The sequence below is a fragment of the Cupriavidus sp. WKF15 genome (assembly GCF_029278605.1).
In the GTDB taxonomy this organism is placed as follows: Bacteria; Pseudomonadota; Gammaproteobacteria; order Burkholderiales; family Burkholderiaceae; genus Cupriavidus.
Genome location: NZ_CP119574.1, coordinates 342,140 through 360,886, shown reverse-complemented (window position 1 = coordinate 360,886; position 18,747 = coordinate 342,140). Strand labels below are relative to the sequence as shown.

Sequence of the window (18,747 nt, the reverse complement as noted above, 5' to 3'; positions counted from 1 at the left end):
CTGCAGCTGAGCGCGGTGTTGGCCTTGCCCTGTCCAAGTGGGTGTACATGACCCCAGCGATCCTCTTGCAACTTCGGCGCCGTTCCAGTTAGAGATCACGACTACAGGGACGCAGAAATGGGTACGCTGCTTGTGCAGAGATCAATAGGTCAATGCGCACTGCTTCGAGACTGCAAGTCCCGTGTTGGTTGGATGTTTTTTGAAGTAAACCACCTAGCCAACAAACGGAGAATCACGAAATCCTTTTCGATCAATGACTTAACCCTCCAAAGGTGAGGTTAGCTGTGTCATTGGTGAGGTTCTCTGTGCTGCCAAGGTGCGGTTTACTGTGTGGCGCAGGTGAGGTCTATTCCGCGACAAGGTGAGGCTCATTGTGCAAACACCCCGAAGGTGAGATGTATTGTGCGGCACGTGTGGACAAGTCCGTTTTGCCCAGGCGGGGCTATGGTTCGAACCACACGCGTAACGGATATTGGTGAGGTTGGTTGTGCGTCTGGTGAGGTTCATTGTGCGCGTCACCCCAAACTGAGCCGACAGCGCGACGGACCAACGTGAAGGTGAGGTTTGTTGTGTTGACAGGACCTCACCATCACATGCTAGAGTCGCCCGAGAACAAGACGAGCGAGACGACGAGTATGGAGACGGACAATCCAGTGGAAGTCAAAGCGAGAACCACGCCTCGCCAAATGGCGCTGGCATTGTTCGAAGACATGTTTGACCTCGGGTTGCCCATCAATGAGGCCAACCGAGAAATCGGCTATCAGCGCAATAATTTCTTCACGGAAATCGTCAACATGGGATTGGCGGCGCGACGGTTTCTCGATGCCGCGTATTTCATCGTTGCACAAGAACCGGAGGTTCCAGACCAATACGATGTCGAGCTGAACTACTTCAAGTGGTTGATGCGCTATGACAGCCGTAACCTAAAGCATCTGCGTACCATCGCGGACGAGGCGCAGAACGCCAAGGTCCGGGTCACCAATACACCGTCAGACCGTGAGCCGGATGAGAACGATATCTGGGTCCAGGTCCAGTTGATCGGCATGGTGGCGATGCACCGCGGCCGCGTTCGTTTCGACGTGCATCACAGCTTGATCCCGCACATTCGTGACCCCCGCAAGTCGCACTGGCTCAGCCTTCGCATCTCAACGTCGTTTACCCGCAGTCTCGCACGCGCGATCTATGACAAGGTCCTGCCAAGTGTGCCCAACGGGCGTACAGATTGGATCAAGCTCGAAGAGATGCGGACCTGGCCCGGAAAAATGGGCGCGAATGCGACCATTTTTAAGTATTTCAAGCGCGACTGGCTGGAGCCGGCAGTTCGTGAGATCAATGAGATCTCGGATATCGAGCTGTCATATGAGACCAAGACCGAATCGACTTCCTCCAAGAAGGTTGACCGGATTCGGTTCCTCCTCAAGCGCAAGGACACGGCGGACGCTGTCATGGCAAGCCTGTCCGATGCTAGCCAGATCTATAAGATCCTGAAGGAAGAGTTCAACCTCTCAACTCGTCAATTCGGCGAGATCTCCGAGAACCGCGAGACATGGAACGATGATCGCATCCTGCAGGCGATCGAGTACACGCGGTTCAAACTCAATCGCGGTCAGATAAAGAAGAGTCCCGCTGGCTATTTGATGAAGGCCTTGCGCGACAACTGGCGCATGTCAGAGGCCGAACGGACGATGGTTCAGGTCCAGACCAAGCTGCTCGTCGAAGAAGAACAGAAGGAAGCCGCGAAAATTGCTGTCAAGACAAGCGTGGAGCGCAGTGTCGCCTCGCGTGATGACGAGACTCGCGCTCGCATGAACGACGAATCGCGGCAGGGCCGCGAGCACTTCGGTGCGACCGATACCAAAGCACGACAGGAGTTTGTCCGGGCATGGCTGGCCTCGCGCGAGGGTAAGCTCGTGTTGAAGAGGATGAAGCTGGAGGCTTCATCCGTGTCCGAAGAGGTGATCTTGGCCAACTCCGAGTTGGCATGGTATCTGGGCCAATTCGTGTTTGGGCGAATGACGTCCTCGCGCGCCTAAAGACCGCAATTTTCTTACCCAGCCGATCTCGCCAGCGGGTTAAGCGTTTGTTTCAGTTGACCTACCGATCCCCGCGAGCCGACTCGCACCCCCCATTTACGCGCATTGCCCGGGCACGAGCGGGGGGGCCATCAGTAACTGTGAAGCGATAGGAGCACGAGGGGAGCATTCCACTCTATCGAAAAGGCTTCAAACCGAGCCCAAGAGCTTGACATCCTCCCCTCCCTCGACCTTCGGTCGCCGCCTGTCGGCGGAAAGGAAGGGGATTCCTACGGCGCTACGCGATGAGCTGCGCAGCCACTTCGGCGGGTTCCTGCTTCGCAGAGCGGCCTGACTGCACCGGCTCTCCACAGGCTGCAACGCGGTGTCCCCGCGCCAAAACGTTGATCGCGCCGACGACGTCGGCGTTTTCCTCGAAACCGCATTCGATGCAGGCGAAGCCAGCTTGTGTAAGCCGGTTGTCCGCGCTCACGCTGCTGCACGCCGGACATGTCCGGCTCGTGTTTTCGGGCGGCACTGCGACAAGCCAGCCGCCGTTCCACGCCAGCTTGTATTCCAGCTGGCGGCGGAATTCGAACCAGCCCTGATCCAGAATCGCTTTGTTCAGGCCGGACTTGGCCCGAACGTTCCTGCCTGGCTTCTCGGCGCTGCCCGCTGCCGACCTGGACATGTTCCTCACCTGCAAGTCCTCGATACACACCATCGCGTGGTTTTGGCTGATCGTGGTCGTGGCTTTGTGCAGGTAGTCGCGGCGGGCGTTCCCGATGCGGGCGTGAATGCGCTGGATTCTAGCCTTCGCCTTCTGCCAGTTGCTGCTGAATTTCTGTTTGCGGCTCATCGTTTGCTGCGCTCGGCGCAGCCGGGCTTCGTGCCGCTTGAAACTATTTAGCGGGGCAAGGTAGCTGCCGTCGCTGAATGTCGCGAAGCGGGCCACGCCGACATCGATGCCCACGGCGCTGGCGGACTGTGGCACGGGGGCTTCGACCTCTCGTTGCGTCTGGATCGAGACGAACCACTTCCCTGCGCTCACGGAAACCGTAGCGTTGCGCATTTCCCCCAACACGGCCCGGCTGTTGCGGTAGCGCAGCCAGCCGAGCTTGGGCAGGAAAATACGACTGTTGGCCTGATCCAGCTTGATCTGTTTCGGATCGGGATAACGAAAGCTGTCGCTTTGCCCCTTCTTCTTGAAGCGCGGGAAGTCGGCCCGTTTGGCGAAGAAGTTGGTATAGGCTCGCTCCAGGTCCTTCAGCGTCTGTTGCAGCGGATGTGTCGGTGCATCGGCGAGCCACGGTGTTTCGGTGCCTTTGCGCCAGGCCGTGAGTTCCTTGCACAGCCCAGCGTACCCGAGCTTCTTCTCGCCTTGCTCGTAACGCTGCTTCTGCAACGCCAGCGCCTTGTTGTAGACGAATCGGCACGAACCTGCGAAGCGGCGCATGTCCCGCGTCTGTTCGCCGGTCGGCATCAATTCGTACTTGAAGGCTTGGAGTCGTTGCATGATATAAATCGTATCAGGATTCATGCGTTGTCAAGGACGCCTGCGGCGTCCGCGCTATCCTTCCCCGGCCTGAAGTCCGGGGCTTGACGCGCATTCTGGTCAACGCACGCAACTTGCCCAGCCCGCAACACCTTTCAAGCGCGACGAGCTAAGCGCAGTGGATTGACGACCGCCAATACGAGTGGCGTTATGGAGCAATACTCATGGGCAGCTCGATCCGAGGGGCACGAGCGAAGATCTGCAATGACATCCTGGGGCACATGTTCACGCCATTCACAGTCAGCCACGACCAGGTCGTTGTGTACCGTCGATAGGACAGCGTGAGGCGTGAAATGACAGAAGTCCACCTGCAGGAACTCACAGCATTTGCGCGAACGTCATGAAAGTCATGAGCTCGCAACTGAGCCGCCGATTCAAGAGTGGGGTGTATTCGAAGACCAGTTCCACTTCAGCTCCTGCACTAACTGGAGCGCACCGCTGGTCGGATGCTTGAACATCATTCCAGCCCCGCCTCAAGGACGAAGCGTGAAGTCGGATTCTTCTTCGCCGTGCTGATCCGCAAGTGTGCACGGGCGCGCGTCACCGCTACATAGAACAGCCGCCGCTCTTCGGACTCGGTGCTTTTTTCATCCGGCACCACCGTTTCCTCGGCCCGGATGATCCATACCCGATCCCACTCGAGCCCTTTGGAACTGTGCATGGTGGTGAGAATGAGCGCGTCCGGCGCGGGCTCGTTGTTGTCGCGGCGCAGGAAGTCCAGGCGCTCGGAGAATGGACCGTTGAGCCGCGTGAGTACGTCGTAGGTCGTGGTGATGGCCCGCTTGGCCTGATCCACAACGGTGTGTTGCAGCATCCACTCTCGCACCCCTTCGAGCACCAGCGAGTAGAACTGCCGGTCACAGAGAGATCGCCATTCTGCGAGCCGCTTCATCAGCTCGCGGTACCGGTCGGCGGAATTCTCGGACAGGCCCATTTCGAGCAATTCCTTCTTCTGCCGTTGGTCCGCACTCGCACGGCCCTTCCGGTGAATGAGCTTGAGCTCCTGCGTGCCGATGCCGGCAAACGAGAGTAGGGCGTCGACACCTGCCGTCTTGGTCTTCTGCACCAGTTCGAGCAGGTTGCACATCAGCGCGGCCTCGGGCCTGGCAAGGATCGACTTGCCGGACGCACGGTAATACTTGATACCGTGCGATCGGCAGACGGCTTCTACGGGATCGAGAATCCGGTTCGTCCGAGCGAGTATCGCGGTGGACTGACCTTCGCGCAGCGCCGGCCCGAGGTATTCCATGGCCGCCACGGCTTCTCCATATTCATCCGGGTACCGCTGGAACAACACCTCGCCTCCTGGTCCCTTGTGCGCGACCAACTCCTTGGGAATCCGGTCGCGGTTGTTTCGGATGATCCTGTCGGCCGCGCCAAGGATTTCCGCGTGGCAGCGGTAATTGTTTCCCAACACCACCGGCTGAGCTTCGAACTGTCGAATGAACGATTCCATGCCGCGGAAGCCCAGCGCCGAGCGAAAGCCGTAGATGCTCTGGTCGTCGTCCCCGACCACGGTCACGATCGACCCGGCCTGGGCGTGCAACGCAATCCACTGATACTGCAGAGGATCCGTGTCCTGAAACTCGTCGACCAGCAGATAGGTCAGCGGGTAGGGCGCGATGGTCCCGCGCTGCATGCCGTCGACTGCAAGACGCACCATGTCCTGGAAGTCGATCTTCCCATTTCGTTCCAGCGCGTCCTGGTAGCTTTGATACAACAGCGCTTCAGGGGCATCAGCTTGTACCTGGCCGAAGTTCGTCTTGATTGCCTCGATGGCGGCAATGGCGTCCTCCACCTTCCAATCCAGTCCCGCGTCGGCGAGGACCTGGATGAGCAGGCCTGTGCGGTCGCCATCGGTCGCAATGTCTGGTGCGCTCTCGCCCCCTCCACCCAACTGCTTGTACGCAAGTGAGTGGAAGGTACCCGCAAGCAGCCGCTTCTTGGCGCCCGGGCCGGCCAGCGCCACGATACGTTCGCGCAGTTCCAACGCCGCATCCTTGCTGAACGTCACCGCACCAACCGTTGCGTCGGCCTCGCCGAGGAGCATTGCCGCTTTGGTGGCGATGGTCTTGGTCTTCCCCGCGCCCGGACAGGCCACCGCGACGCAATGCCGCCGCAATTCCACCACTTCGCGCTGCGCCGGATTCAGTTCATCCAGCATGAGCCACCTGTTCGTCGGGGGAGAGGATCACAACGATATGATCCTCGGCACCGCGCCAGTGGATTCCCACGTCGTCGCGAATTACGAGCGTGCCGGCGTCTTCATCGTGGGCAATGACCACGCCTTCCCCGAAGGACGCGAGATCGGTTTGGAATTCCACGGTAGCGTTCACAAGGTTCATGTTGCAGCAATAGGTATTGAAGAAGTGTGCCGCCCATTTCGACGAAGGGCGGCCAGGCATCACTCAGACGCCGCGAACCGTCGTCATCAGCTTCAGGTGAGTCATATAGCTGCGCAGGCCGAGCGGATGGAAGGTGCGCAGGAATCGCGCGACTTCGTCGTTGATATCGGACTGGTCGCGGATGCCGTTCCACACCATGAAGTCGAACTGGTCCATGGCGCGGTCGAACTTTGCGAGGAGGCCAAGCACCCGCATGGAGAAGCGCGAGTAAGCTTCCACGGTCAGGTGCAACGATGGCAGGGTGACGGTCGGCTCAAACACGATGTCGTTCTTCGCGCGCATCTCGGCCTCCCGTTGCGTGCGCAGCGCCTCGGCAACGCGCAACTGCTCGTCGACATAGTCCTCCAGCCTTGACAGCGTGCGCTCGAAGTAGTCCTCCAGCGTCGCCAGTTCTCCCTTGGCAAACGTGCTGCTGCCGAAGCGCTGCAGGTTGATGCTCATGCGGTTCATGAACGGCCACCACTGTTCGAACAGTGGGCGCAGGCGCGTGTGATTGAGCTTGATGGCGACAGGCACGACGGCTGCGCCGGCAAGTTGCCGCGTCAGGATCTGGCTGCCGATCTCACGGCGGCGACGGATGATCGCAGCGCGGTCCTCCGGCTTCAAGTCGCGAAAGCGCTTGCGCGTGTTGGCGACCTCTGCCTTCTTTTCCTCGGCTTCCGCCGAAGTGATCAGGCCTTCCTTACGTAGCGTGTCGGCCGCGGCGTCCATCTCCAGCAGCTCGCGCTCGAGCGAGCCATCGTCAGCGCCATCGGTCGTGCCCGTTGCGGCGTCAGCAGCCCCTGCGGTAGCGGCGTGAGCCAGCGTGTCGGCCCCGGCGGCGAGCAGGGGATCGTCCTGCAGCGTCACAACGGCGGTATCGGTGATGGTGGTCATGCGGTTTCTCCTGAAAGGACCCCCAAGATGGGCGATCCGCGTTGAATGATTGAAGATGTGGTGGGGGTGAGTACGGCTATCGGTTCACGTGAAACGAGGCGGCGAGGCGCCACGACAGGCTCCCTACGCCCGCAACGGCAAGCGTCCATACCGATGCAGGCAGCGAGATCGGCAGGAGCATTGCCACGGCACTGAGGCCCATTGCAGCCAGGAGGCCGTGTGCGGCCAGGTGGAAGCCAACAGGGCTTGCAACGCCGGCGGCAGCCGCCCGGATGCGCCGCTGGACCGCGCCGTCGTTGAGCATGACGGCGGCAAAGATCAGCGCGCCCCATCCCCAGTTGCCGGCAATCGTGGCCCGATAGACAGCGCGGTACAGTTCCATCCAGAAACGTTGCATCCACCCCGCGGCAAAGCCGGCCGAGCCACCGTCGCCGACCACAGACTGGTTGGTGGCACCCGACAAGGAGCGTCGGATCATGCCCGACTCGACAAACCATTCGCGAAAGCGCTGGTTGGCGCGATCGGCTAGCGCAGCGGCCCGATCCTCCCCAAAGACTGATTCGACAGACGCCTGTTCGGCCGCGTCAACTTCGAACCTTGCGCTATCGGGCAGGAGGGGCACGAGCGTTGCCATCAATACCGGCGTGACGACCAGCCACAACCGCATGTGCGAAACGAAACGACTGTTGGACATATCAGCGCAGCAGGGTATGGAGCACGAGACACGGAATCGCGAGGAAGGCGAGCAGGCCGCCCCAGAACAGCGCGGGGCGGGACTGCTCGACTTTCAGCAGCGCCAAGGCGAATGCATGGCGACCGTTGGCGAACATTTCCGGTACCACGGCGTTTGGGTCGCTTGAGCGAACCCAGGCGCGCATGTCGTCCACCTCGACGGGCGTCACCCGTGCGAGCTTAGCGATGAGCGAGTTGGCCACAGGCATCGTATTCCTCGAAATAGCGGCGGAAGGTAGGTCCCTTGAGGACACGCGCGGCCAGCTGGAAAGCGGCGCTGCGCGGTGTGATTGGCTCAGGGCAAGGCTCATCGACCATACGGCAGACATAGCCCGGTGCCTGGCGCGCCTCGAACAGCGGGATTGGCTCCAGGAACGGGGCCCAGACCACGTACTTCTCCCCTTTGAAGGCCGCGTAGCGCTTGGCATACAAATCGTGCGAACGGCCGAATAGGCCGCGCATGAAGGCGATGTTGCCGGACCCCTCTTTGCGCTCGGCCTTGTAGCCGGCCAGCGCATCTACAAGCATTTCCTTCACCAGCGGCTCGTCGCGCACGATGAAGTTCGGGCCGATGAAGTCGACGAGACGGGTGCAGACGTCGTCCAGCTCCGGGAAGCAAATGAACACGGGCGACAGCTTGGCCGAGAGCTTGTGCTCTTTGACGATCTGGCGAAACAGACTGGTCATGCGAACTTATCCTTCGATGATGGGAATGCGACCCTGGTAGACGGCGCCACCAGAGACCCGCAGGAAGTACTGGAGATTGGGCAACTGGGTAATCAGGCGCACGGGAATCAGCGGAACCTTTTCGAGCTGCCGGGAACGCGACACCGATCCGCTGAACTCGCCCACGTGGGCCTCACTGTCGGTGCTCGTGGTGCTGGACTGGACGATGTTGGTGATGGCGGTTTCGCCCACCTTGTCCGAGAACCACTGCGCCGTGTCGGTGTCTTCCAATCGTAAGATGATCTGGTTGTTGAGGTTCGCCAAAACCTGCAGCATTTTTGCTGCGTTTCCGAGTTTGGCCTCCAGATCGGACCGGCTCTGGAAGGCGACGAAGGCCTTGAAGCCCGCGCCGCGCCCCTTGTTGAGAATCTGGATCACCTGCTCGTTGATCGCCTCGGCCACCTCGTCGATGATGAGCACCACGCCCGGCGGCTTGTCGTAGAAGTTGTAGATGGTGCCGGCCACCGAAGCGATGTCGGACAGGATCATCGAGGCGATGGCCTTGGCAACGATGCTGTTGGACATGGAGTCGAGCCCGACACACAGCACAGCCTTCTGCTTGATGATCTTGTCGATGTCCCAGATTTCCCGGTCGTCCTCGAAGTCATCGGCCTTGGGCGCGAGCATCAGCCCGGTCTCGCCGGTCGCCAGCATCTGTAGCAGCGGCAGCGCCGATGCGATGATGCGCATGTAGTGCTCGCGGTCGTGCGTGAAGGTCGAGACCAGGCCATCGATCGACTCGTGCCCGTTCCCGACATTGGCGAACCGCTGGAGGTAGAGCTGCACCATGCCGTCGAGCACCGTAGCGCCGCTTTTCTGGCCGAGCTTCTGCATGAAGCCGTTGACCTCTTCCTCCCAGTCGGCCAGTCCGTGTTCTGGGAAGAAACGCTTGAGGCAGCGCTCCAGCAAGTTGTTGATGCCGGACTGCGCGTAATTGAGGATGGAGCGCAGGTTGGGCTTGTCGCCGACGTACAGCTCACCCTTGACGGCGCGGTCGATGAAGAGAAACGCGAAATCGCGGAACGGGCCTTCCTCCATTAGCTGCGCGATCCGACTGGGAATTTCCGAAGGCTGCGACCAGTTCTCCAGTGGATTCAGGCGAATTGACTCAGAAGGCGCGGCCTGCTTCCAGTACAGGAACTTGCGTCCGGTGCGCTCGCATTCGCGCTTTACGCGGTCTTTCAAGTCCTGGTTACTGAGGATTGAACACGGCGTGCACGAACGATCGCGCGGAGGACAGTCGGAAGGCAGAGTGATGCGGCTCGGCCTCGGACGATGCTGACCGATCGACGGCGGTGGCCATGAGTGTCTGGAGACTGACCTTTCGGCCCGTCTTTTCACCCGGATGGGGCGTCGGCGCAATCAGTGTCATCGGCGTATCCCGATAGGCCTTGTCCAGGCGAGGAAAAGGATCAACGCCAGCGAAGCCAGCCAGTTCGGCGATGCTCACGACCGCATACGAGGGCATCGCGTCATTACGGGCCACGTAGGCGGCGGCCCCGACACCGGGCACATAGACCGCCTTCCACAGATAGGTCGGAATCGAGATCCGACCGTTGAGTCGCGCTGCCTGCTGGGCATCAAAGGCCGGGCCGGTCACCACGAAGGCCTGGCCATACTCGCGCACCACGCCGAGTCGAGGTTTCGATATGGCTCCACAGCCGGCGATTGCTGACGGATGCCTGCGGCACGACGTTGGCCAGACTGAAGCTTTCGGCTTGCGACGCCAAGTCTGGGAAGTCACCCGACGGGGCGAGGTGGCCACGATCCAGGCCGGCACCACGACCATAGTCTGACAGGCGGGCACGGTCGGGGGCGGGAATCTCGGCCTCCTCGTAGAACTCACTGTCCCGTGGAACCGAGCGCGCAGCCAGCACGGCCTGGGCGGTCAGGTTCTCGGCCGACCAAAGGGCAGTGCGGGTGGTCGCAGACGTTTGAACCGCGTAGCCACGGTAGCAGATGAACTGAGTGCGACTGGAATAGGTCGATGCCGTAATACTCGGTCGCCCGTTGGTGCCGAAGACATGCGGGCAATCGGTGGCCGGGCCTTTGGCGTAGGCGGCGTTGCCAACGGTGTTGGTGACGGCCGCGCTGATGGCGGTTGCGGCGATGGCCGCGGCAAGAAATAGAGGTTTGCGCATTGTTGTTGTTTGAGACGGCGGTACCCCTATCTTGCCAAGCCAAGGGCAAAGTCAAGGGGACCGTTTCTTTTCCAGCGGCGATGCGACGGACGGGCTGCTTTCTGGTGCGCAATCGAGCGCGCGCGCCAAAAACTCCTCCAGGATGATCGTGCCGCCGAACAGCTCTTCCGAGACCGTTGCCGGCAGCGCGTCGATGGGTTCGATGTGGACCCACGGGCGGCCGTCGATCTGAATGATCTTCGCGCGGCGCATCAGTTTGCGGTAGCGGTCGGCGTCCCGGAGAAGCGTTTCAGCGGGCACGAGGTCCTGAAGGAATGGCTCGGGCTGCAACAGCTGCTCGGCCATGGCGGCAAACAGCGGCCCGCGCTCTTCCCAGTTGCCTTCGTTGCGAGCAATGAGCGCGAGCACTGTGCCGAGGTCGGAACTGGTGAGTTCCTGGCGAACGATGGCAGAGAGCTCATGCTGCGCGGTCGGGCGCGGCGTCACGCGTGTGTTCCAGATACCTTGCAGAACAGCAAAGGCGTGATCGCGGCCGCCATCAAGGGGTTGGGGCGGGGTGGAAATGCCGCACCCAGTGCAGACAATGACCGCCTCGAGGCGGTTGGCAATGAATCGAGGCTGGCTGTCGCAGTGGGCGCAGTTAAGAAGGTTGTCGGCCATCGCTGGGCGGAGTGTCAGGAGTCAAGGGCGCATTATGCCAAGCTCCTCGGGCCGCCAGCCACGTCGCGGCTAGGAGGTGAGCGGCCCGAGCTGGAAATACTGCGCAGCCTTGGCGAGCAGTTCGGTGATGGCTTGTTGCATGGACTGATCCGGGGTTGTTTGTTGTTGTTGCACTTCAGGTGTCGTTATCGCCAAGGATCGGGGGATGCTTAAGTCGGGCCGGGTACAGGGCATCGATGGCGCCGGCGGCGCGGGTGAGCGCGTTTAGGTGGTCCTGCAGCTGGGCGGTGTCATCGCCTACCAGTTGCTGGAATCCGGGAGCCGCCTCGTGTATCGCCTCGGCTGCGCTGCGGGCGGCGTTGCCGACCTTCCAGAACTCGGCGAGCCACGAACCGCCAGCGGGCCTGGGTCCACCCTGCAGTCCAAGGGCAATAGCCCCCCGAATGGCGAGTACGGTTGTCGGGCATGGGAAATCTGGATCAAGCTGTTCAGGTTGCATAAAAAGAAGAATGGTTCGTGCTTAATTCAAAAGCCAGCGGCATGGGCGACAGCCGCATACAGCAGCGGCGTGGGCGCCTCAGGGTAGGCCTCGGTCGGGCTCTCCAGTCGTTGGTGGAAACGAGTGATGCTCTACTCCCATCCAGGAGGCGGCCAGCGGCTTTTTTGCCGACCCGGCGCGTTGCGCCCAGGCCTGCAGCCTGTTTCGGTGGGAGACTGTCGGCCCAGACCTTTACCGGCGCCCACTCGCCCCACTGCTTGAATAGGAACGGCACGCCTGCGGCGGCGCACTGATCTCGCAGGCTTCTGGCCCAGTCCGGATGCCTTGGACGTGCACTGGCACCGCTCTCCCCGCCTGCGATCACCCAGTCGATGGCGAAGTCCGCACGCACGAACCCCTTGCAGTTCTCCCTTGCAGCGGCCACGCCACCGTGGTTGGGGCAGCGCGTGAACCCGCGACCCTTGCCACAAGCGGCACAGAGGCCGGGGTGGTCACCGATCATCAGGTGCTGGCGGATAGTCAACGAGCCCAGTAACGGCTCCATGCTGAGGAAGCGCACTGCGGCCGGCGTGGCCAACAGCTTTGGAATGTCGTGGTCGGCTTCAGTTTGGTTGCAAATGGTGGCGCCAAGCCAGACATTCGGCCACGGCGCGCATGCCCAGCGGGTCAAGCCGTGCGAGAGGTCGGCGAGCGCGGCATCCAGCATGGCATGCGCGTTCCCGATGCGCTTGGTCAGGAGAAGCCAATCGAGATTGGGTGTATCGGCTGGCGCAGCTTTTGCGATGGCGCATGCGCCAGTACCGTGGCTGATAGGCCCGCTATTGACTGTGGCAATCTGCAATCTTGCGGTTGCGCGCGTTGACACACCCCGCTGGCTTCGCTCGACAGACCAATGGTTAATCGGAGTCGCGCTGGGTCTGCATTTCACTCCAGCGATGGTCGCCCAAATTGCCGCCTATGTTCCCTACATGATCGCGGCAGCTTTTGTTGCGATACTCTTGGGCCTGATTGGCGGCGGCGCGATCTCAAAGTTTGCCGGGGTCGACCGAGCGACCGCTCACTTTGCAACCGCCATGGGTGGCGCACCCGAGATGGCGGTTGCTGCCGAGCGGGAAGGGGCTTGCATCGACCAAGTCGTGACGGCGCACATGCTCCGGGTATTGCTCACCGTTTCCATCGTGCCCGCTGCCGTGCAGTACGGAGCGCACCTTAGCCCTCATCTGAAGGTCCATTGGGCGAGCTTTTGGCCGACTATCCCCCTTATGCTGCTCGCCGGCGTGGCGCTCTGCTGTGCAGTAGCTGCAAGGCGCTACAACTTTCCGAACGCCAATGCCCTTATCCCACTGTTTGTGACAGCGGGAGTTACTGCATCGGACGTCGCGACGCTCGAAGAAGTCCCGAGGTGGATAAGCGTTCGACAGGTCCCGGCATTGAAGAGTCGGTCGCTATCATGTGGGTCAGCCAGAGTTTCATCGATACTCACGAGCGTCTAACGCGTAGCGCCTTTCAATCTCCCAAGAGTGGCCGGTAATAGCCGAACGCGGAAGTACCCCCATCGGCGGGCGGCGGCGCTCGACTTCCGCAGCCGAGCTAACGTCGACATTCGCGCGGGTGCCTCTGCGCTTAACCCCGCGACGGGCGACCGCGGGGATGCCGTCGGCGTCCTCTAGGGATGCTCTGCACAATTAGCCGGCGGATGTGCTTGCAATGAATCGTCGAGCCAGCGAGCATGTAGCGCATGAAGCAAACTGACCTTGGACTGAACTTGTCGACCAAGCGCACCCGCAAGCGCGAATTTCTGGACGAGATGAACCGCGTGGTGCCGTGGGCCGATCTGGTGATGCTGATCGCTCCGTACGCCCCGGAGGGCAAGCGCGGCCGTCCCCCGTTCGCGGTCGAGGCAATGCTGCGCATCCACTTTCTTCAACAATGGTTCGGCCTGTCGGACCCGGCGATGGAAGAAGCGCTGCACGACGTGCCGCTGTATCGGGAGTTCGCCGGGCTGGACAACTGGACGGTGAGGCTGCCCGACGAGAGCACCATCCTGCGGTTCCGTCACCTGCTGGAGAGGCACAAGCTGGCCGCTCAGATTCTCGCGCTGGTAAACGACATCCTTCGCGACAAGGGATTGATGCTGCGCGCGGGCACGGTGGTGGACGCGACGCTGATCAGCGCACCGAGTTCGACCAAGAATGCGTCGGGCGAACGCGACCCGGAGATGCACCAGAGTAAGAAAGGAAACCAGTGGTATTTCGGCATGAAAGCGCACATTGGCGTGGACGCCGAAAGCGGGCTGGTGCACACGGTGCGGGGCACGGCTGGCAACATCAACGACGTGGTTGAGGCCAACAGCCTGCTGCATGGCGAGGAAACCGACGCGTTTGGCGATGCGGGTTATCAGGGCGTGGAGAAGCGTCCTGACGCGCGGGCGGACGTGAACTGGCACGTGGCGATGAAGCCAGGCAAACGTCGCGTTCTGGACCAAAGCAAACCGCTTGGCGCGCTCGTCGATCAAGTCGAGCGAATCAAGGCGGGCATCCGGGCCAAGGTCGAGCATCCGTTCCGGGTCATCAAGCGGCAGTTCGGCTACACCAAGGTCCGCTATCGAGGGCTGAGGAAGAACACCGCGCAAGTCATGACCTTGTTCGCGCTGTCCAACTTGTGGATGGCGCGCGGCAAACTGCTGGCTGCTGAGGCATGAGCGCGTTTCAGGCTCATGCCGATGCCTCGCGCGTAGCCCGCGAGTGCTGCTCCGCGCGTGCCAGACAGCTTCGCCCCGGGCTGACAGGTTGGCGTCGTGGCGCATTCAGCTTCCTGTTAAACGGCCAAGCACACTCGATTCGCGTTTGTGCAGAGCATCCCTAGCTGGCATCGAAGTGAACCAGTCTCAGAGATCAATACACGTGGATGAACGGCTTTCACTTTGCCAGGCCGCCCATTGATCCTGGAAAAGAACATCGACAATGCCGGCGCCTCCAGAGTCGCCAGCATTTTCCACGCTGCGCATTATTTGGAGTTCCTGAATCACCAGTGTGTGCTATCCGGGCGGGTTTGCAGCGTCCAAGCTCGCCGTCTCTGGGCCGGATGCAGCGCCTGAATGCCACGGCGCCCCGTGCGCACCATCGGCGCCTTGGTCCGGATCCATCATGTAGTGCTAAACACTATCGACCTCGCGCCGCCTCGGATGCCAAGCGTATCAAACATTGCCGGTTATGCGGTCTGTCATTCTGCGAATGATCGGCGCGGCAAACACCACCACGGGCAGCATCGCAGCCCAGGACAGCAGCCACAATCTGGCCCAGTGCATCAAAAAATTCCCAGTTTCAAAAGACGAGAAACTTGCAATACAGGCGGTAATACCGGTCGTCAAGCAGGATTGAATGACGCCGTAGAAAAGATGACCGTAGCGTTTTGGAACTCTTGACATTGATTAGTGTGAGCGTTCAATCGACCTAAAAAAGCCCGGATACATAGCCTAATATCCGAGCTCTTTCACATAAAACTTCTTTTAAATTCTTCAATTTTTGTCGGGAGCATTTTATGGATAACGAATGGAATCCATATTTTGCTGGGCAAAAATCAATTCGTGCCAAACTGCCGATGCGGGTCAATAACGAATTTCTTCGGAACTCCCGCATCGAATTCGGCATACGCATTCGGCGCATCGTCCAACGAGATCACCTGGACGCCGACAATATCGGCAATCTTGATGCGATCCCAAATAATTGCTTGCATCAACGCCCGGTTATATTTCATGACCGGCGTCTGACCGGTAAAAAAGCTATGCGATTTTGCCCAACCGAGACCCAAACGAATTGATAGAGAGCCCTTCTTGGCTGCCTTATCGGCAGCACCAGGATCATCAGTAACATATAAGCCGGGAATGCCGATCCTGCCCGCAGCGCGCGTCACCTCCATTAAAGAGTTGAGCACGGTAGCCGGCGCTTCATGTTGCGCACCTTCGTGCCCGTGACCGCGCGCTTCGAAACCTACCGCATCGATTGCAGAGTCAACCTCGGATGTTCCAAGTATCTGTGCGATCTGATCCACCAACAGCACATCCTGCGACAAGTCGACTGTTTGAAATCCCACTTTACGAGCATGCACCAACCGGGCTGGATTTACGTCTCCGACGATGACTACAGCAGCCCCAAGCAGCTGCGCTGATGCCGCGGCAGCAAGCCCGACCGGCCCCGCGCCTGCAACATATACCGTGCTTCCAGGGCGAACTCCAGCCGTCACCGCGCCGTGAAATCCAGTCGGCAAAATATCCGACAAACACGTCAAATCACGGATTTTTTCCAGCGCCACCTCCCTGTTCGGAAATTTCAGCAGATTGAAGTCAGCGTAGGGCACCATCACGTATTCCGCCTGACCGCCCACCCATCCACCCATATCGACATAGCCATAGGCCCCTCCGGCGCGGGAAGGATTTACCGTCAAGCACACGCCGGTATCCTGCTCCTTACAGGTTCGACAGCGACCGCACGCCACATTGAACGGCACCGACACGATATCGCCCACTTTAAGGGTTTCGACATCGCGCCCCAGTTCGATCACTTCACCGGTGATTTCATGGCCGAGAATGAGGCCAGCCGGCGCGGTGGTGCGACCGCGCACCATATGCTGGTCCGAACCACAGATATTCGTCGAAAGTGTCTTTATAATGACGCCGTGCCCGATGGGACGGCCACGCGGATCAACCAGCTTTGGAAATGGAATACTTTGAACTTCGACTACACCCTGCCTGATGTATGCTACACCGCGATTATCCGCCATGCGATTCTCCTAGCTGTGTTTTATATTTAAACCCGCCGTGTTTTGTCATGCGTTGGGCGTTGGGCCGCGATAGGCTGTATCCAGAGTCAACGTGCCTCCGCTAATTCTCGAAACACAGGCGCACATTTTCTTGCTCTCCTCTTTTTCTGACGGATTTAAGAACACATCCCGATGGTCCACAGGCGCATTGCTTTCCAGTACGTTGACCACGCATAGTCCACATTCGCCACGCTTGCAGTCCGACATCACTTCTATCCCTTCCGCTTCGAGCGCTGCGAGTAACGTCTGATGCGCAGCAACCTCGACTGTCTTGCCGAATCGCGGAAGTTCGACGGTGAACGGGCGAGTCGGGTAATGTCCGCTGGAGGCGAATGTTTCGTAGCGCAATGCGCCCATCGATTTTCCGCTTTCTTTCCAAATTCGACTGACTGTCTCAAGCATGGCGATCGGCCCGCAGATGTACAGCTCACCATCGCCCGTCACGCTGTCGACAATTCTCTTCAGATCGAGTGGTCCCGTTTCGTCGGCCACGCATAGTTCCAGCCGGTCGCCCAGCCAGCTTCGAAGCAAGTTCGCCAACGCCGCCTCGGTATGGCTTCGTACGCCGTAGAACAGCCGTACCGGTTTATCACTATTTCTCAGGACATATGCCATGCTGACCAACGGTGTGATCCCGACACCGCCGGCAACCAGCGTATAAGAGGACGCGTAGCAGCTCAGCTCGAAATGATTATGTGGCTGCGATATTTCGAGCGCATCGCCAACTTGCAGGCTCCACATGTAGCGCGAGCCGCCCAATCCTTCCTCCATTAGCTTAACCGCGACGCGATATTTTTTTTCGTCATCGCCGAGATCGATCAACGAATAGGTCCGAATTTCGATTCGCTCTTCCACCTTTACTCGTACTCTCAGATGAGCACCAGGCGCCCAGTTTTTGAAATGGTTGCCAGCCGCAATCTCGATCAATCGAATGGTTGGGCTGACGTCCTCAATACGCTCGATAGAGACCATCGCCCAGTCGTCTCGAAATTTCATGATCCCAAATTCCTGTAGAGATTGATTTGTGTTAATTTTCGAAATTAGGTCATCTCACACCTGCGTCACATTAGTTCGCGACGCGAATTGGAATAACAGCCGAAGGAAGAGCGATATCATTCTCAATTTGAATCATCCGATCGATGAAGCGCCGCGCCCATAATGCGCCAGCGTCAATATTTAGATTATAAAACTCGCGATCAGGATGATCCAGAATCGCCCGTTGCTGCGCCTCGACGATCAGTTCATCTTCACGGAATACGCTGCGCACGCCCTGCCGAAATTGCTGCGTGATACTCTGGTCGCCAATGCGATAATTTCGACAAAAGGCCCAAATATAATGAGCCGTGGTATCCGTTTCCGGCGTAATCGTATTCAGTACATAACCATTAACGCCCTGCGAACGATCGCCTTCACGCGCACCAGTTCCCACGGGCGCTACGCCAACATCGATCGTAACCGTGCAAGGTGCTTCAAAGCGGATAATCTGCCAGCGATCGACCTTGCCAGTCCAGCCGTTATGTTTGCGCAATTGCACCGCCCAAAAAGGCGGCGCATCGACGTTGTGCATCCAGCGCGATACGGTGACGAACTTATCGTCGTAAGTCACTTCGAATGGGGACTCGGCTTGTTCCTTTTGGTGCAGGCTGGTGAAGTGAACGAAAGTCTCGTGCGTCAAATCCATCAGGTTATCCACTACCAGACGGTAATCGCACTTTGCGTGAATGGTCTCGCCATCGCCGGCCCAGGCAGGATCCTCATTCCAGTGAAAGTCGGGAATCGTCGCCGGATCGGCTTTCGATGCATCGCCTAGCCACAGCCAAATCAAGCGATGCTTTTCCACCACCGGATAGGACCTGACGCAGGCTGAAGGGTTCAGAGTTTCCTGCGATGGCATTTCAATGCACCGGCCGCTGGCGTTAAACACCAGTCCGTGATACCCGCAAACCACCGTATCGCCGTCGAGCCGGCCCATCGACAGTGGAAGCAGACGATGCCAGCAGGCATCTTCCAGTGCTACCGGGGTTCCGTCGGTTTGTCGATATAGGACCACCTGTTTATTACAGACGGTGCGTGGCAGCAGCGTGCGCTTGACGTCCACATCGTATGCCGCCGCATACCATGCATTCATGGGGAAATTTTGTGTTTTTGGCGGTGAAAACATTTGTGCCTCCTATGGATCCTATTAATTATTGTCTGACGGCGTGAACGTCGACATGCTTTGCGACGGCGAAAGATTGTTGATACAGATGATGATTAAAAATTTCACGAATGACGCCAGGCTATCTTATCTACCGCACATTTTTACCGGCACTCATTTCAGGCC

At 59.4% G+C, this 18,747-nt stretch carries 18 protein-coding genes and 1 pseudogene; 2 read left to right on the top strand and 17 right to left on the bottom strand.

Annotation, left to right across the window (positions count from 1 at the left end; genetic code table 11):
- The first annotated feature begins 635 nt into the window (after positions 1-635).
- The gene (locus tag CupriaWKF_RS31645) at positions 636-2,033 is read left to right on the top strand and encodes a replication initiation protein (protein WP_276104011.1); all 1,398 of its coding nucleotides are present in this window, start codon (positions 636-638) and stop codon (positions 2,031-2,033) included.
- Positions 2,034-2,310: 277 nt separating this feature from the next.
- Here CupriaWKF_RS31645 and CupriaWKF_RS31640 read toward each other — a convergent pair whose 3' ends face one another.
- The 13 genes and pseudogenes from CupriaWKF_RS31640 to CupriaWKF_RS31585 form a co-directional block, all read right to left on the bottom strand.
- Positions 2,311-3,528 carry a transposase gene (locus tag CupriaWKF_RS31640; protein ID WP_276104010.1) on the bottom strand — a complete coding sequence of 406 codons (1,218 nt, stop codon included), beginning with the start codon at positions 3,526-3,528 and terminating at the stop codon, positions 2,311-2,313.
- 496 nt (positions 3,529-4,024) lie between these two features.
- Positions 4,025-5,731, bottom strand: coding sequence for an ATP-dependent helicase (locus CupriaWKF_RS31635; protein ID WP_276104009.1), 1,707 nt, complete (start codon positions 5,729-5,731; stop codon positions 4,025-4,027).
- On the bottom strand, positions 5,721-5,972 hold the full coding sequence (locus CupriaWKF_RS31630) for a hypothetical protein (protein ID WP_276104008.1): 252 nt from the start codon (positions 5,970-5,972) through the stop codon (positions 5,721-5,723). The genes CupriaWKF_RS31635 and CupriaWKF_RS31630 overlap by 11 nt, the downstream gene beginning before the upstream one ends.
- A 3-nt stretch (positions 5,973-5,975) precedes the next feature.
- Positions 5,976-6,848: an ATPase gene (locus tag CupriaWKF_RS31625; RefSeq protein ID WP_276104007.1), complete on the bottom strand. Its 873-nt coding sequence runs from the start codon at positions 6,846-6,848 to the stop codon at positions 5,976-5,978.
- A 76-nt stretch (positions 6,849-6,924) separates the two neighbouring features.
- Positions 6,925-7,515, bottom strand: coding sequence for a DUF4400 domain-containing protein (locus CupriaWKF_RS31620; protein WP_276104136.1), 591 nt, complete (start codon positions 7,513-7,515; stop codon positions 6,925-6,927).
- A 28-nt stretch (positions 7,516-7,543) separates the two neighbouring features.
- Positions 7,544-7,783 carry a hypothetical protein gene (locus CupriaWKF_RS31615; RefSeq protein ID WP_276104006.1) on the bottom strand — a complete coding sequence of 80 codons (240 nt, stop codon included), beginning with the start codon at positions 7,781-7,783 and terminating at the stop codon, positions 7,544-7,546.
- Entirely contained in the window at positions 7,761-8,267 is a 507-nt protein-coding gene (locus CupriaWKF_RS31610; protein ID WP_276104005.1) for a hypothetical protein, read from the bottom strand. The genes CupriaWKF_RS31615 and CupriaWKF_RS31610 overlap by 23 nt, the downstream gene beginning before the upstream one ends.
- A 6-nt stretch (positions 8,268-8,273) precedes the next feature.
- Positions 8,274-9,503 (bottom strand): annotated as a pseudogene (traD, locus tag CupriaWKF_RS31605) (conjugative transfer system coupling protein TraD); the annotation flags it as partial.
- Positions 9,499-9,906 (bottom strand): endonuclease, encoded by a 408-nt coding sequence (locus CupriaWKF_RS34435; protein WP_346348647.1) that lies wholly within the window; start codon positions 9,904-9,906, stop codon positions 9,499-9,501. The gene CupriaWKF_RS34435 and the pseudogene traD, both read right to left, overlap by 5 nt.
- Positions 9,887-10,447, bottom strand: a complete 561-nt coding sequence (locus tag CupriaWKF_RS34430) for a DNA/RNA non-specific endonuclease (RefSeq protein ID WP_346348646.1) — start codon at positions 10,445-10,447, stop codon at positions 9,887-9,889. The genes CupriaWKF_RS34435 and CupriaWKF_RS34430 overlap by 20 nt, the downstream gene beginning before the upstream one ends.
- 51 nt (positions 10,448-10,498) lie before the next feature.
- Positions 10,499-11,107, bottom strand: a complete 609-nt coding sequence (locus CupriaWKF_RS31595) for a hypothetical protein (RefSeq protein WP_276104004.1) — start codon at positions 11,105-11,107, stop codon at positions 10,499-10,501.
- A gap of 175 nt (positions 11,108-11,282) precedes the next feature.
- Complete coding sequence (locus CupriaWKF_RS31590) at positions 11,283-11,606, bottom strand: hypothetical protein (RefSeq protein WP_276104003.1); 324 nt, start codon at positions 11,604-11,606, stop codon at positions 11,283-11,285.
- Positions 11,596-12,417: a DUF5131 family protein gene (locus CupriaWKF_RS31585; protein WP_276104135.1), complete on the bottom strand. Its 822-nt coding sequence runs from the start codon at positions 12,415-12,417 to the stop codon at positions 11,596-11,598. Before CupriaWKF_RS31585 ends, CupriaWKF_RS31590 begins: the two co-directional genes overlap by 11 nt.
- Positions 12,418-13,344: 927 nt before the next feature.
- Between CupriaWKF_RS31585 and CupriaWKF_RS31580 the strand changes: the two genes are divergently transcribed.
- Positions 13,345-14,307, top strand: a complete 963-nt coding sequence (locus CupriaWKF_RS31580) for an IS5 family transposase (RefSeq protein WP_276099037.1) — start codon at positions 13,345-13,347, stop codon at positions 14,305-14,307.
- A gap of 495 nt (positions 14,308-14,802) precedes the next feature.
- Here CupriaWKF_RS31580 and CupriaWKF_RS31575 read toward each other — a convergent pair whose 3' ends face one another.
- From CupriaWKF_RS31575 to CupriaWKF_RS31560, 4 genes are all read right to left on the bottom strand, one after another.
- A complete protein-coding gene (locus CupriaWKF_RS31575; RefSeq protein WP_276104001.1) occupies positions 14,803-15,033 on the bottom strand; it encodes a DUF2798 domain-containing protein in 231 nt (76 codons plus the stop codon).
- Between the two features lie 152 nt (positions 15,034-15,185).
- A complete protein-coding gene (gene fdhA / locus CupriaWKF_RS31570) occupies positions 15,186-16,385 on the bottom strand; it encodes a formaldehyde dehydrogenase, glutathione-independent (protein WP_276104000.1) in 1,200 nt (399 codons plus the stop codon).
- Between the two features lie 45 nt (positions 16,386-16,430).
- Complete coding sequence (locus CupriaWKF_RS31565) at positions 16,431-17,420, bottom strand: PDR/VanB family oxidoreductase (protein ID WP_276103999.1); 990 nt, start codon at positions 17,418-17,420, stop codon at positions 16,431-16,433.
- Between the two features lie 70 nt (positions 17,421-17,490).
- The gene (locus tag CupriaWKF_RS31560; RefSeq protein WP_276103998.1) at positions 17,491-18,585 is read right to left on the bottom strand and encodes an aromatic ring-hydroxylating dioxygenase subunit alpha; all 1,095 of its coding nucleotides are present in this window, start codon (positions 18,583-18,585) and stop codon (positions 17,491-17,493) included.
- Positions 18,586-18,747 lie beyond the last annotated feature (162 nt).

Excerpts from the sequence above, each read along its gene's own strand:
- CupriaWKF_RS31635 (WP_276104009.1), bottom strand. The coding sequence starts at position 5,731 with ATGCTGGATGAACTGAATCCGGCGCAGCGCGAAGTGGTGGAATTGCGG.
- CupriaWKF_RS31630 (WP_276104008.1), bottom strand. The coding sequence starts at position 5,972 with ATGCCTGGCCGCCCTTCGTCGAAATGGGCGGCACACTTCTTCAATACC.
- CupriaWKF_RS31640 (WP_276104010.1), bottom strand. The coding sequence starts at position 3,528 with ATGCAACGACTCCAAGCCTTCAAGTACGAATTGATGCCGACCGGCGAA.
- CupriaWKF_RS31625 (WP_276104007.1), bottom strand. The coding sequence starts at position 6,848 with ATGACCACCATCACCGATACCGCCGTTGTGACGCTGCAGGACGATCCC.
- CupriaWKF_RS31620 (WP_276104136.1), bottom strand. The coding sequence starts at position 7,515 with ATGCGGTTGTGGCTGGTCGTCACGCCGGTATTGATGGCAACGCTCGTG.
- CupriaWKF_RS31575 (WP_276104001.1), bottom strand. The coding sequence starts at position 15,033 with ATGTCAAGAGTTCCAAAACGCTACGGTCATCTTTTCTACGGCGTCATT.
- CupriaWKF_RS31560 (WP_276103998.1), bottom strand. The coding sequence starts at position 18,585 with ATGTTTTCACCGCCAAAAACACAAAATTTCCCCATGAATGCATGGTAT.
- CupriaWKF_RS34430 (WP_346348646.1), bottom strand. The coding sequence starts at position 10,447 with ATGCGCAAACCTCTATTTCTTGCCGCGGCCATCGCCGCAACCGCCATC.
- CupriaWKF_RS31595 (WP_276104004.1), bottom strand. The coding sequence starts at position 11,107 with ATGGCCGACAACCTTCTTAACTGCGCCCACTGCGACAGCCAGCCTCGA.
- CupriaWKF_RS31610 (WP_276104005.1), bottom strand. The coding sequence starts at position 8,267 with ATGACCAGTCTGTTTCGCCAGATCGTCAAAGAGCACAAGCTCTCGGCC.
- CupriaWKF_RS31590 (WP_276104003.1), bottom strand. The coding sequence starts at position 11,606 with ATGCAACCTGAACAGCTTGATCCAGATTTCCCATGCCCGACAACCGTA.
- fdhA (WP_276104000.1), bottom strand. The coding sequence starts at position 16,385 with ATGGCGGATAATCGCGGTGTAGCATACATCAGGCAGGGTGTAGTCGAA.
- CupriaWKF_RS31580 (WP_276099037.1), top strand. The coding sequence starts at position 13,345 with ATGAAGCAAACTGACCTTGGACTGAACTTGTCGACCAAGCGCACCCGC.
- CupriaWKF_RS31645 (WP_276104011.1), top strand. The coding sequence starts at position 636 with ATGGAGACGGACAATCCAGTGGAAGTCAAAGCGAGAACCACGCCTCGC.
- CupriaWKF_RS31565 (WP_276103999.1), bottom strand. The coding sequence starts at position 17,420 with ATGAAATTTCGAGACGACTGGGCGATGGTCTCTATCGAGCGTATTGAG.